This window comes from Nostoc sp. DedQUE07 (assembly GCF_034530975.2).
Taxonomy (GTDB): Bacteria; Cyanobacteriota; Cyanobacteriia; order Cyanobacteriales; family Nostocaceae; genus Nostoc.
Genome location: NZ_JAVRCC020000040.1, coordinates 17,312 through 30,730, shown reverse-complemented (window position 1 = coordinate 30,730; position 13,419 = coordinate 17,312). Strand labels below are relative to the sequence as shown.

9 protein-coding genes are annotated in these 13,419 nt (G+C 41.4%); 3 read left to right on the top strand and 6 right to left on the bottom strand.

The genetic code is table 11. The features are described from left to right. The first annotated feature begins 6 nt into the window (after positions 1-6). On the top strand, positions 7-1,515 hold the full coding sequence (locus RMZ95_RS24940) for an HlyD family efflux transporter periplasmic adaptor subunit (protein WP_322684876.1): 1,509 nt from the start codon (positions 7-9) through the stop codon (positions 1,513-1,515). Between the two features lie 273 nt (positions 1,516-1,788). On the opposite strand, the gene RMZ95_RS24935 is transcribed toward RMZ95_RS24940, so the two are convergent. The 4 genes from RMZ95_RS24935 to RMZ95_RS24920 all read right to left on the bottom strand — a co-directional run bounded on the left by RMZ95_RS24935 (position 1,789) and on the right by RMZ95_RS24920 (position 8,411). Continuing rightward, complete coding sequence (locus tag RMZ95_RS24935) at positions 1,789-3,423, bottom strand: S8 family peptidase (RefSeq protein WP_322684877.1); 1,635 nt, start codon at positions 3,421-3,423, stop codon at positions 1,789-1,791. Between the two features lie 444 nt (positions 3,424-3,867). Then, the gene (locus RMZ95_RS24930) at positions 3,868-6,570 is read right to left on the bottom strand and encodes a type I secretion system permease/ATPase (RefSeq protein WP_322669664.1); all 2,703 of its coding nucleotides are present in this window, start codon (positions 6,568-6,570) and stop codon (positions 3,868-3,870) included. Beyond that, on the bottom strand, positions 6,519-7,301 hold the full coding sequence (locus RMZ95_RS24925; protein WP_099102542.1) for a peptidylprolyl isomerase: 783 nt from the start codon (positions 7,299-7,301) through the stop codon (positions 6,519-6,521). Before RMZ95_RS24925 ends, RMZ95_RS24930 begins: the two co-directional genes overlap by 52 nt. Positions 7,302-7,589: 288 nt before the next feature. After that, complete coding sequence (locus RMZ95_RS24920; protein ID WP_322684878.1) at positions 7,590-8,411, bottom strand: TIGR00297 family protein; 822 nt, start codon at positions 8,409-8,411, stop codon at positions 7,590-7,592. A 402-nt stretch (positions 8,412-8,813) separates the two neighbouring features. Here RMZ95_RS24920 and RMZ95_RS24915 point away from each other — a divergent pair, with 402 nt between their 5' ends. Continuing rightward, positions 8,814-9,245: a VOC family protein gene (locus RMZ95_RS24915; protein ID WP_322669662.1), complete on the top strand. Its 432-nt coding sequence runs from the start codon at positions 8,814-8,816 to the stop codon at positions 9,243-9,245. Between the two features lie 56 nt (positions 9,246-9,301). Here the strand turns inward: RMZ95_RS24915 and RMZ95_RS24910 are convergent, their stop codons facing one another. Next, positions 9,302-9,937, bottom strand: coding sequence for a triacylglycerol lipase (locus tag RMZ95_RS24910; RefSeq protein WP_322669661.1), 636 nt, complete (start codon positions 9,935-9,937; stop codon positions 9,302-9,304). A 510-nt stretch (positions 9,938-10,447) separates the two neighbouring features. Between RMZ95_RS24910 and RMZ95_RS24905 the strand changes: the two genes are divergently transcribed. Then, positions 10,448-11,011, top strand: a complete 564-nt coding sequence (locus RMZ95_RS24905) for a hypothetical protein (RefSeq protein WP_322669660.1) — start codon at positions 10,448-10,450, stop codon at positions 11,009-11,011. A 34-nt stretch (positions 11,012-11,045) separates the two neighbouring features. Here the strand turns inward: RMZ95_RS24905 and RMZ95_RS24900 are convergent, their stop codons facing one another. After that, complete coding sequence (locus RMZ95_RS24900) at positions 11,046-13,364, bottom strand: VIT domain-containing protein (protein ID WP_322684879.1); 2,319 nt, start codon at positions 13,362-13,364, stop codon at positions 11,046-11,048. Positions 13,365-13,419 lie beyond the last annotated feature (55 nt).

The following is a 13,419-nucleotide window of genomic DNA, read 5'->3' as shown; positions in this document are numbered from 1 at the left end:
TGACAAATGATAAATGACAAAGGACAAAAATATATGGTAAATGCTGCTCAAGCACGTCAAACAAAAGAGCGATTCGCTAAACCGGAGGAACAACTTACTTATGAATTAGGGAAGGCCGTACAGGAATTGCCACCCCTGTACACTAGATTATTAGCGGGAACGATGAGTGCCATTGTATTTGGAGCGATCGCTTGGGCGTACTTCTCGCAAATAGATGAAGTCGCAACAGCACCGGGGGAATTAATTGCTTCTACACAGGTAAGACCGGTGACATCTTTGGGTGGAGGGTCAATTGTCGCTGTTAAAGTACAAGAAGGCGATCGCGTTACTAAAGGTCAAGTTTTGGTTCAAAAAGATCCAGACTTGCAAGTAACCGATGTTTCCCGCCTAGCTAAATCTACCAGATTGATTCAAGACGATTTACAACGTTTGGATGCAGAACGCACCGGAGCTAAAACTACTGGGACGAAACTGCAAGATGAACTTTTAAGTTCCCGCCTGCAAGACTACCAAGCGCGTCAAGCAGCAGCAGAAGCAGAAGCAAATCGTCAAATAGCACTCATCGATCAAGCTAAAGTCCGCTTGAGCAGGTTGCAAGATAACTTAGTTAATGCTAAAAGCAGCTTTGCGAATGCTCAAACCAACCTTGTGAATGCAGATAGCATCCGAATTAAAATTGAAAGTAATTTAGCCCTTGCTCAAGAAAGGGAAAAAAGCCTACGCACTCTAATTACTCCTGGCGCTGTGCCTCGTGTCGATTACCTTGATGCCCAAGAAAGATTAACTCGTGCAAAGACAGAAATCACTAGATCGCAAGATGAAGTGATCAACGCTCAGAATAGAATCACAGAGGCTCAAGATAAAGTCACATCATTAGAAAAAGATATTGCTGCTCAAGTCCAGGAAATTCGCCAAGCACAACAAGCTTACAACGCTGCACGCAGTCAGGCGCAGCGTGTAGCATCAGAACGCCAAAGCGAAATTTTGACGCAATATAATAAGCGTAAAGAAGAACTGACAACTGTACAAGGTCAATTAGAGCAGGCGAGGAAGCAACAAGCTTTAGAAACGATTGAGGCTCCCGTAGCCGGTACAATTTATAAAGTCAAAGCCACCAAGGGGCCAGTACAATCGGGTGAAGAATTGCTGTCAATTTTGCCGGAAGGCGAAGAAATGCTTCTAGAGGTGAAAGTTCTCAACCGTGATATTGGGTTTATTCGTCAAGGAATGAAGGCAAAAGTGAAAATGGCGACTTTTCCCTTCCAAGAATTTGGCATTGTGGATGGCGAAGTTATGCAAGTCAGTCCAAATGCAATTGCTGATAAAGAATTGGGTTTAGTTTTTCCGACGAGAATTAAGCTAAATAAACACGCGGTAAATGTTCGAGGTCAAGAAGTAGAATTTACACCAGGGATGGCTGCTACAGGTGAAATTGTCACTCGGAAAAAGTCAATTTTGACATTCATTACTGAGCCTGTGACACGGCGATTCAGCGAGGCATTTTCTGTTAGGTAGGAAAGTCTGTTAGATTAGCTACAAGTAAGGGTTTAGCATTGTTCATTGGTGTCAACTTAAGCTGAAACTCCTTTAAAACCTCGTTTCCAGCCTCTGGCTGGAAATGCACTTCAATTGGGCTGCTGCCGCCAGCAAGAGAGGCGGAGCCTCTAGGACGGCATTCCCAGTCGGAGACTGGGAACGAGACACGGGCAGTATTGAACTTAACTGCAAATTGCTATAATTTTCAAGCTATACCCAAAAATTTTATTTTCTATACCGATCTATTTGTTTTTACATTCCCTCTAGTAGTTTGACAAAATCTGGATTATTCTCATCCTGATTGCTATTCACATTGATGCTACCCAGAATCTTCTCATAGCTTTGAAATTGCGACCATAATTCTGGATTTGTTGATATGTTATTACCTTCGGCTGATATCAGATATTTTGTGGTTTCTGTAATTGCTTGACCAATTACAGGGTTAAAATCAGAATTATTCCAACTATTGATATTTTCTGGTGTTAGATATCTTGTGGATTCTGTAATTCCCTGACCGATTAGAGAACCAAAATTGGAATTATTAAAACTATTGATATTTTCTGGGGTTAGATATCTTGTGGTTTCTGTAATTCCCTGACCAATTAGAGAGCCAAAATTGTAACTATTAAAACTAGAGTTTGTCGTTTGTGTGTTATTTCCTGCGCTTTCTGCAATCACCCGACTCGCTAGAGAACTGACATTAGAAATTTTAAAACTAGAGCTTGTAGTTTGCGTACTCTTTTCTGCGGTTTCTGTGACAATCTGACGTACTTGGGCATCTGTCAAGTTAGAGTTAGCACTAAGCATTAGGGCAACGATACCAGCAACGTGGGGAGCAGCCATAGATGTGCCGCTATAAGTTGCATATTGATTATTCGGAACTGATGAATAAACCTTGACTCCTGGAGCTGTGACGTAAGCGATTGGATTTGTTCCAGAGCGGTTAGAGAAGTCGGCCAAATTATTATTCTTATCTACTGCCCCAACGGCAATTCCCGACTTGGATGCATAGCGGGCGGGATAGTCTGGTGATGAGTCACCATCATTACCTGCTGCCATGACGACAATCACTCCTTTACTGCTGGCGTAGTTAATGGCTGACTCTAAAGTGCGATTGGAAGATCCGCCTCCTAAACTCAGGTTAATCACATTAGCTCCATTATCTACAGCGTAGCGAATACCTTTAGATATGGAACTATAGGAACCAGAGCCAGAGCTATCTAAAGCTTTGACAGGCATAATCTTGGCATCGTAGGCAATACCAGTGACACCGTAGTTATTATTTTCTCCTGCGATCGTGCCGGAAACATGAGTACCATGACCGTTATCATCTAAGGTGTTGTTATTTTGATCGGCGAAGTTCCAGCCATAATTATCATCAATATAGCCATTTCCATCATCATCTATACCGTTACCTGCAATTTCCTTGCTATTCGTCCAGATATTATTTTTTAAATCTTCGTGGTTGTAGTCAACTCCAGTATCTACAACAGCGACAACAACGCCTTTACCTGTATATCCATGTGCCCAAACTTCCGGTGCTTTAACTATGTCTGCTCCCCAATTATTGCCACCGAGATCGGGAACATCAGCAAAGGTATTTTGACCAATAGCTCTAGCCACTGCTGCTGCTCCATTAATCAAACCATAGCCATTAGTGGAGTTATAATTTTGAGTGCTAAAAGCATTATTAGTAGGGTTATTGCTATTTTTAGATTCATCGTTATTTCGCAACTGCACATCAGCATCGGCTGAGTTATAGCTACTACGTCTGCTGAAGTTGAGGCTGTATTCATCTTTTGTATTAAAGCTATCTAATGAGGAGATTGAAGTGGTATTTAGCTGTTTATTTGACAATATATTGTTATTAACATCATCAATGTGCATAAATTTTTCTCAAAGATAGCAACCGTTTTTTGACAGCTTGAAGTATTGAAACCTTGACAATCAAAATATCTCAATGGGTGAATCAAACTTCATTCTCAATAATTACTATGGAATCTAATAACAAAATGCTAATTTTATTACCAAAAAAAATTATGATAATTACGGTTTTTATTAAGAGTAACTTTATCGAGTAAATCTTAAATATTTGACGTGTATTAATGGAGACTAAAGTAAAAATGATAATAGGATGCTATGACTCCTTTTGTTACTCTTAAAACTGCTGCGATCGCTAGCTATAAAAGTTATTTACACCACACAGACTGGAGCATCAACAAAATAAAAATAACGAATGGAGTTATGCTCCATTCGCCAAAGGCTATGCTTAAGCCGCTTTGCAAAGGTTTCTTTTTTATGTAGCTACAAGCTTTGAGTTAGTTAAATCTATTAAATGTTTGCTTGCTGTCGCTGATATAATGACCAATACAAACCCTTTTGTTGCAACAACTGTGAGTGAGTACCACGTTCGGCAATCACGCCTTGCTCTAATACCAAAATCAAATCAGCACGTTTAAGGGGAGCAAAGCGGTGAGCAATCAGGAACACGGTACGGTTGGCAGAGATTTTTTGCAGGTTTTGCAGTACTTGTTGTTCAGTTTCACTATCCAAGGCGCTAGTAGCTTCATCTAAAACTAAAATCGGCGCTTGGGAAAGAAATAGCCTTGCCAGAGCAATACGTTGTCTCTGTCCGCCAGATAAAGCTGTACCGCGTTCGCCAACATTGGTTTCGTAACCGTAAGGTAATTGACTAATGAAGTCGTGTGCCACGGCTAATCTTGCCGCTTCTACTACTTGCTCTGCGGTAATGTCAGGACTACCGAGAGTGATATTTTCCAAAATAGAACCATTGAATAAAAAGTCTTCTTGGAGAACTACACTAACTTGTTGCCGCAGTGAGGCTAAATCGGCACTTTTTATATCAAAACCATCAATCAGGATGCGTCCTGATTCAATTTGATAGAGGCGTTGTAATAGTTTAGACAGAGTACTTTTCCCAGAACCGCTACGTCCGACAATGCCAACAAACTGCCCTGGTTCGGCACTGAAAGAGATTCCCCGCAGAATTGCTTCAAAGTTCGGGCGGTAGCGGAAAAATACTTGCTCGAAGGTGATTTGTCCTTTCAGGGGTGGCAAAACTAAGCCAGTTCCCAGTTCAGCTTCTGGGGAGACGTTGAGAATATCACCAATGCGATCTACAGAAAGTAGCACTTGTTGAAGGTTTTGCCACAACTGTACTAAGCGCAAAAGCGGGCCTGTGACTCTACCAGACAACATTTGAAATGCAACAAGCTGTCCAATTGTGAGCTTTTGTTCGATGACTAACTTGGCTCCATACCAGAGAATCAGCATGGTGGACAAATTAGTGAGAAAGTCACCAATGTTGCTGCTGATATTGGAGGTGGTAGAGGCTTTAAAACCTGTGCGAATGAAGCGGGCAAATAAGCCTTCCCAGCGATCGCGGGCTACTGGTTCGGCTGCATGGGCTTTAACGGAGTGAATTCCCGTCACTGTCTCTACTAGAAACGATTGACTATCGGCACTCCGGTTAAAGGTTTCGTTGAGCCAGTTACGCAGAATTGGTGTTGCAACTATCGTCAATGTGGCAAATAGCGGCAGTACTGCTAAGGCCACAAAGGTGAGTGGAATATTATAGTAAAACATCAATGCCAGGTACACCACAGCAAAGATGCTATCTAGAATTACAGTTAATGCTGTACCTGTGAGAAACTGACGAATTTGTTCGAGTTCCTGGACTCTTGCTACTGTGTCTCCGACGCGTCGCGACTCAAAATAAGCTAATGGCAGACGCATCAGATGGCGAAATAGCTGCGCTGATAAACTCAAATCCAGACGGCGAGCTGTATGGGTAAAGATGAATAGGCGCAGAATACCCAGTACGGATTCAAATATGGCTACGCATAAAAGTGCGATCGCCATCACATCGAGAGTCGGCAAACTCCCCTGCACCATGACTTTATCAATGACGACTTGGGTAATTAGCGGTGTTGTTAACCCCAAAAGCTGCAAGGTAAAAGATGCTAACAATACTTCTGTGAGCAATCCCTTATACTTCCAAACTGCTGGGGTAAACCAACTGAGGTTAAATTTTTCTTGCTGGGATATGAGTTCTACTTGCCACAATTGTCCATCCCAAGACGCCTCAACTATGGACTGCGGCAAGCTTTCACAAGTCCGTTCGGGATTTAGAGGGTTAGCAATAATTAAGCGATCGCCTTTAACTCCATAAGCCACCACCCAGGATGGACTCTGGGGTGAGTCAGAATTCCACAGCAATAAAGCTGGAAATGACAACTGTCGCAACTCACTCCAACTCACTTGTAAGCGCCGCAACACTAACCCTAACTTTTCTGCTGCTTCCACAACCTGTTTTGGGCGTTGTCCTCTGAGTTGACGCTGCACCCATTCCAGTTGTACAGAATTTTCTAGTTGTTGCGCCACCATTGTTAAACAGGCAGCAGCGGTATTCCAACTGGCAACAAACGGATAAATTGCAGCGATTAAATTGGCGGCTGGGAGTCCTTTTTGGGGTTGGAGGCTGTGGGGGCTGGAAGTCCCGTCTGAGGCTGAAGTTACTGAAGGAGTGCTAGAGAAGGAAAATGTTTCCCTTTGTCCCTCCATCTCTACTGGTAACGCTTGCCAAAATTCCTGAATTTGTGGATGAGAAAATTCTGCCCACAGGGCAGTATCCCAATAAACTACTATCACTTCTTTACTAGCAGCTACAGCTTTAAAATCCGCAGACAGCTTTTGGAAGTCGCCAAACCAATCCCCTGCATCTAGGGCGGCTATTGGTTTACCAATGCCTTCTTCTCGCAAGCGGACTTTCCCAGCCACAATTAAAAATTGATAACCGCGAACATCGTTTGACCAGATTTTTTCTCCAAGACGATACTGGCGGGTTTGGCACTCATTTTCCAATCGAGATTGTTGTTCGGGAGTCAGCCAGGATAGCGGTGGCTGATTCCAAGGCAAAGAAGCTAGCACTTTTAATCGTAAAGATTCATTATCCAGAGTTTTTAACTCACTTGTAACTTGACTGTCAGTTTTTGAATTTTCTCTGCTAGCCATTTTTCAAACAACTCATTTTGTAGTGCTTGCTGTAGTTGAGTATCTTCTAAAGACGCTGGTAGAAATTGTTCTACTCGAAACAAACCATAAGGCCCTTCTCCTTGGGGAGAGTCTTTGCCAACGATTTCTATGGGTCCAATCAATTGTCCAGGACTGGCCACATCAATAGCTGCCCGTAATATATCCGGCATACTACCTCGGCTGACGATTCCCATCATGCCATTCACAATTCGGTCATCTGAAAGGGAATACTCTTTAGCTAGTTGCTCAAAACTACCTCCTTCTTCAATTTGGGTTTGGAGTTCGTCTGCCAATTCTCGATTGTCAACAACAATCCGGGAAAGTACTACCCGATCCAAAAAAATCTTGCGTTCAATAAAATATTCTGGGAGTTTTGTTTGTGTCACTACAGCTTTCAGCTTTTCTAACTTGTAACCAAAAGCAACCGATGTGTGAAAAGTAGCGTAATCCGTATTATTTGTCTTTAACCATTCTTGAAAACTTTGGGGGTCAGTGAGTTGATTTTTTAGTCTAAAGTCAATTATTGACTGTTCAGTTATTGCAGTGCCAATTTCAATATCATCTCTTGTTCGGATTTCTTCCTCAATTACGTACTGCCGGAGAATATCTCCAATGAACTGTCCCAATTTTCCAGACGCTTGCAGGTACTTTACTGCTTGCTCTATAGAAATTATTTGGTCATTAATTGTCAAAAATGATAAAGATTCCATGAACTAATTATGTGAAAATGGTTAATCACTTATAGTACTTTTTTATTAAATCATATAGAAATAATCTGGTTATTGATGGATAAATATGATAAAGATTCCGTGAACTAATTACATCTAAATGGTCAAAAAATTATATAGCTAGTAAATAAAATAATTTGCCACGATCACTTTTACAGTCTAACGGGGACAAAACAGGATTGAAAATATCATTGATAGCGTAGTAGTAACGGCAAATTAGTTATTTTCTAGCAATGCCCCACTTAAATAGAGTAATTATTTCTTTCCAGTCTAGTTAATGAAACTTATCCATGTCCAAGCAAGTAGTACAGATGCGATCGCACCGATTAATGTATTAAAAATATTTACTACTTCATTGGTCAGCCAGGTATACTTAGATTGCAGTGTTGCGCCAATCACACTTTCTAGGTTGGTGGCAATAAATGCTGCCAGCACACACCAAGCGACTCCCAATAGATCGATTAAACCAACTCCCCAACCCACAAATGCGATCGCTACAGAAGCCACAATCCCAGCTAAAGTTCCCTCCAAGCTTACTGCTCCTTCTGTGCCACGAGGTACTGGTTGGAGTGTGGTAATCAAAAAGGTGCTTTTACCATAAGCTTTACCAACTTCACTAGCAGTGGTATCAGCCAGCTTGGTACTGAAACTCGCTACATAGGCTAGCAATAATAGGGACTGGAGACTTGTACTGAGCGAAGCCGAAGTATTGGGGACTAAAGATTGAGGACTAGGTACAAGAAATCCCGAATTTATTATCCCTACTCCCAAGGCACACAGCGCCCCAGTCAAAGCCGAACCCCAGACATTTTCTGGGCCTCTTGCCCCAGAACGCTTTTCAGCAATTCCTTCTGCCTCCTTCTGCGCCATCCCGATGCGGGTAACGCCAGAACCAACCAAAAAATAGAACATTACTACTGCATATCCTTGCCAGCCTAATGTTACCCAAATTAAGATGGCCAAAAACCAGGCGTGGAATAATCCAGCAGGGGTAAGTAGCTTTTTGGGAGCAATCCAAGCTAAACCCAATAAAATTGTGTTTAATACTACTGCTACTAACCAGGGATTTACAGAATCTATTGTGGATGACATCAGCAATTAATCATGAGTAATTTTGTCTGAATATCAACAGAATAACGAATTTGTGATGCTTAGTGCTTTATTTTTGCAACCTCTCTAGGTAAAATAATATGTTTGTATTATTAACTAAATTGCGTAGGCATCATTCTGAAAGCTGAGTGTCAAACCATCAATGGTGTCTTAGATTTACGCTGCAATGATTAAACAAAATGCAAAACTTCTTTTGAGTTAGGTAAACTCTTCTCTGTAGCCGCAGAGTACAGTGGCGGAAGTATTACTCAGTCCCCAATCTTAGTAATAAGGATAAAGAATATAAGTTAATGTCAATACAAACTGTGTCCAAGTTAACCACAATCAAAACTTCATAGCATAAATTGTAGATAGCATAAATTACTAGTATTTTTCACATAAGCTATGAGCCAAACTTTATTCCATTTAGCTTTCCCTGTAACTGACATTGCCCAAACAAAAGCATATTATGTAGATGGTTTGGGCTGCATTCCTGGTCGTGAAAACCACCATGCCCTGATACTCAATCTCTACGGTCATCAATTAGTGGCTCATGTCACAAAAGAACTTTTGACACCGCAACAAACTATCTATCCCAGACATTTTGGGCTAATTTTTACCCAAGAACGTGACTGGCAAGACTTACTACAAAGGGCACAACAACAACAGCTACTTTTTCGTGAAGAAACCAAAAATCGCTTTATCGGTTCTCCTCTTGAGCATCGCACTTTCTTTTTAGAAGATCCCTTTTATAATCTCATGGAGTTCAAGTATTATCGTCATCCAGAGGCAATTTTTGGGAGTTACGAACATACGCAAATTGGCGATAGGACTTAAAAAATTAAAAATTAAAAATTAAAAATTAAGTAATGCAAGTCTATCAAGCATCCTGGTTACTGACTGGATTTTTTATTCAGCAAGGGTAACTTAATAGGCTTTGCTAAAGCTGCTGTGACTACTGCTAAACTCCTGGGGTCTGTTACCATCCAACGGTGTAGAGCAACTGGTACTATTACTTCGCTTCCTACGGAGATTTGTGAACTATTCGCTGGGACAATCATTAAATCATAAGGTGTCCAGATAGATGTAAAATCTAGCTGCCCCAACATTACAACATCTGAATTTAAATCCTTGAGAAAAATGCTGTCAGGGCGCATTTGTAGGCAACCAAGACGCCAAGAACCATAAGCAACCACAGTTCCATGATGGGGCGAAGAGATCGTGATAAACCGCTGCACGCGGTTAATTCCTCCCAATCTCTGAACATAGTAACGGCTGACAATTCCTCCCATGCTGAAGCCTACTAAATCTAGGCGTTGTTCTGGTGCAAAGGTAGCTGTAACATAATCGGCTACCTGCTTTGCCAATTCATCAAGACCCACATTACCATTATTGGGAACGAGATCCAGGCTATATACAGACCAACCCCGTTGTATGAGGTATGCCCTCATTTTATGGAAAACTGCCTCTGTATCGACAATGCCGTGTATTAACAAAACGGGATTGCGTTGTTGATTTTCAATGTTCATTTACAGAATCTAACTGAATTAAAGGGTGTATTTCACTTTTGTAGACACATCCTGCTCTACAAACTGAAGCTATTGCTTTTCGGATTCGATATTGTTGCAAACAAAACTGAAATGCTTCCAAAGAGAATTTGTATAAAGTTTTACAAATTAATTCGTTCGTCTGCCAATAGGCTATGACACTCTTCTTACTGGGTGAGAGCAAACTGCTTATTTAACTTCAATTGGGTATTTAACAAACAAAGAAATGTTAATTATTGTAAAGCTTGCTTTCAGAATCTTGCTCTTAGCTACAGTAAAATTTAATAATTAATTCTCGGTGTGTGCAGGTTGCAAATGCTTGCAATAGAACATTTGCCCTGTGGTTTTACTACAATGTTAATTAAGCACAAGCCTATAAGGGTTGTCACCAGAGCGAGGTGACACTAAGTAGATAATGTAACATTTTGTCGTAATTTTTAACAATTACGGTCGAGTTCAAAATATAAAAGGTAAAAGGCAGGAGTAATTGTAATGGATTTTATCAAAAAGTTAATTTCGGGTATTCAGGGTTTTCTTGGCGGTATTCTGGGTTTCATTACTGGATTGTTACCAGGGAAGAAGAAAAGCAACGGCTACTTCTTAGAATTGGACGAAGCCAAAGATGCTGCCAAAGATGCTGCTAAAGAGGTAGCATCGAACGCAAAGAAAGTAGCAGAGACAGTTACATCGACAGTTGCATCGAATGCTAAGAAAGTAGCAGAGACGATTACATCAGAAGCACCAACTCCATCTAAACCAGATTCATTGAACGGAACAAAAACTGCTGCGGCTAAGAGTAAGGCTAAGGAGAAATCAGCTAAAAATCCCAAACCAGCCGATGTTCAACTAGTCCAGACTGCTGAAGGTCTGAAAGTTGAACCGGGCAAAAAAGAAAAAGCCGCAGCCGCCAAAGTCCTCAAAGAGGAGCCAAAAGAAACTACCTTTGCACCAAAATATCTTGCTCCCTCGGCTACTAGTTCTAATGGTCGTCGTCGTCCAGGGGCGAATATGAGTGCTTATCTAGACATGGCACGTCAGATTAAAACACCTAAATAATTTATAGAGACCGTAAATTTACGGTCTCTATAGATTAAGCGTGAAGATGCAAGGTTAAGATAACTTTGCCAGTTGTAGATGGGGGAACTCTCCAAAGTAAGAGCGATCGCTTAATTTTCTCCACTACAACTGAATCTTTGAGGGTGGAGGTTTCCTCATCCAAAACTACCCGTTCTACCCGACCTTTCTTGACGGTGAACTCAAAGACGATTTCACCACTGAAGCCTGAAGGAAAGTTTAGTTGCTGAAGGTGTCGGGTTAGATCAGCAATTTCTGTGTCATCCAAGCCAGTAACGCTGATGATCTCTAACTGATGGTTGATGGCTGCGTCTAATATTTCATCTTGTGCCATCTCCTCTAAATCAAAGTTCAAAGATATCTCGACTTCTTTGGCTACTGGGGATTGTGGCGATCGCTTTTGCCGAAGAAAATCTGGAGCTTCTGCTGAAGCTGGCGCTGATAAGGTTAAGAATTCCATTTGATCCGCAAAACCACCAGCCGGAGCATTGCCAAACACTCCTTTGTAACTAACTGCTTCAGGCATTTCCACTGGCATTTGCATAGATACATATTCGCTTCCTGGTTCAACCCGCACGTCATCACTGACGGCAACAAAAGCAGTGTATTGAGAAAGTAGTTGATAAGTTAAGGCTGTTTCTGTCACCGCTTCTACACCAGCTTTAGTTTCAAAGCTCACCATCTGATTCATCAAGTCTTTGATGCAAGCACGTCCCCATAACTGGGCTACAGCAAGATTTCCTGTTTCTTCAAATTTGAGGTGAAAAGTTTTTTCGTAGTCTTTACCGCCCGCAGCAACGCCAGAAATTTGCAGATTACCTCCGACTTTATCTTGCTTCCGACCAAACAACACTAATGGTTGTTCGCTGAATAAATCAGGCGCTATTGCTGGGTAAATAACAGGCGATTCTGTCTCACCCTGCCAAGAAATTTGAATATTTGTAAGTACGGGGTTGTTAATTTGCCTGTAAAACTTTTCGGCAACTTCTTCTGTGGGTTCATCATGACGAATGATTTGGGATATTCCCCGGCCAATTTCGGCGATGCGATTCAGTAAAAAACGGTTGACTGAACTACCAGCACCAAAACTGTAAAGGCGATTTCCTGGTTGGAGGTGCTGTTGTACTTCTGCTAAAATCTCATTTTCGTTGCCGATATAGCCATCAGTTAAGAGTACAACACTGCGTAATCTTCCGACTGGTGTAGGGAAATTTATGGCTGTACGAATGCCACTGAGCATTTCTGTGCTGCCATCAGCTTGTAAATTGTTAATGTAAGCGATCGCTTTGGTACGATTTTCTGCTGTATTCGGTAGAGGTTTTTTTGATAACTGTCTGACTCTATTGGAAAAATCGATAATTGTGAAAGTATCGTTGGGATTTAACCCATTAATAAATCGCCGCATTAATTCCTGACACTTCCATAACGGATCGCCAGATTGTGAACCGGAAGTATCCACCAAAAATACAACATCTTTAGGGACAATTTGATCCGTGGAATATTCCAAAGCTGGAATCAGATATATGGCAAAATGTCCGCCGCGATCGTCGGCTTGGCTTAATACTGTGGATTGAGTTTCTTTACCAGAAACTTGATAGCGGAGAATTAAATCTTTGTTGGGAATTGTATCTTCTTTGGCTAATTCAATCCGCACAATTTGACCTGAGTGTTCAATTTTTAATTGATGGGAAGGAGAACGTAGTTCAGAAATTGGTAAACCTACATCAATTTCGACTGTGACATTAATATTGTGACGCGATCGCATTCCTTCTGGGACTACAGGCGGTGTAATGCGGGAAGCATCAGGAACTTGGTCTGTATCACCGCTACCATCTATCGGCGTTCCCGGAATATATCTTGGCCCCACCACCATCGGGAAAACAAATTCGTAGTTTCCCGCCTCAAATTTTAAACTTTCGGTGTAACGAATTGTAACATCAATTTGTTCGCCAGGTTTGATGTTAGCTAGAGATTGGGTAAAAATGTTGTCTCGTTCTTGTTCTAGAAGTCCGGCGGTGCGTCCTTCTTGTTTGGCTTGTTCATAGATTTGTTGTGCTTCTTCACGTTTTTTTATATTACCTTTGATGATGCGATCGCCTATTTTTATTTCCATGTCATCCACCGCCGCCTCATCAGGTAACGGAAAGATATAGACTGCTTCTAAAGGCTGCGTGAAGGTATTTTCAAAGCTTTGAATGACATCAACTCGTGACAAGTTACCTGCAATTTTTGCTAGAACCTCTGTATGCTTGAGTGGAAAAACTAGTTGCTCTCCTTGAGGCGATTGAACATACAAACCCCCTAGATGTTGTTTTTTAGCACTTACTATATTCATAGAACACTCCTATTTGATTTGTGAACTTACTTTTTAAAGTAGGCAATAAGTAACT

What these genes read in the sequence shown, in the direction of transcription:
- RMZ95_RS24910 (WP_322669661.1), bottom strand. Translation starts at nt 9,937, where the DNA reads ATGAACATTGAAAATCAACAACGCAATCCCGTTTTGTTAATACACGGC.
- RMZ95_RS24940 (WP_322684876.1), top strand. Translation starts at nt 7, where the DNA reads ATGATAAATGACAAAGGACAAAAATATATGGTAAATGCTGCTCAAGCA.
- RMZ95_RS24935 (WP_322684877.1), bottom strand. Translation starts at nt 3,423, where the DNA reads ATGCACATTGATGATGTTAATAACAATATATTGTCAAATAAACAGCTA.
- RMZ95_RS24930 (WP_322669664.1), bottom strand. Translation starts at nt 6,570, where the DNA reads ATGGCTAGCAGAGAAAATTCAAAAACTGACAGTCAAGTTACAAGTGAG.
- RMZ95_RS24905 (WP_322669660.1), top strand. Translation starts at nt 10,448, where the DNA reads ATGGATTTTATCAAAAAGTTAATTTCGGGTATTCAGGGTTTTCTTGGC.
- RMZ95_RS24900 (WP_322684879.1), bottom strand. Translation starts at nt 13,364, where the DNA reads ATGAATATAGTAAGTGCTAAAAAACAACATCTAGGGGGTTTGTATGTT.
- RMZ95_RS24915 (WP_322669662.1), top strand. Translation starts at nt 8,814, where the DNA reads ATGAGCCAAACTTTATTCCATTTAGCTTTCCCTGTAACTGACATTGCC.
- RMZ95_RS24925 (WP_099102542.1), bottom strand. Translation starts at nt 7,301, where the DNA reads ATGGAATCTTTATCATTTTTGACAATTAATGACCAAATAATTTCTATA.
- RMZ95_RS24920 (WP_322684878.1), bottom strand. Translation starts at nt 8,411, where the DNA reads ATGTCATCCACAATAGATTCTGTAAATCCCTGGTTAGTAGCAGTAGTA.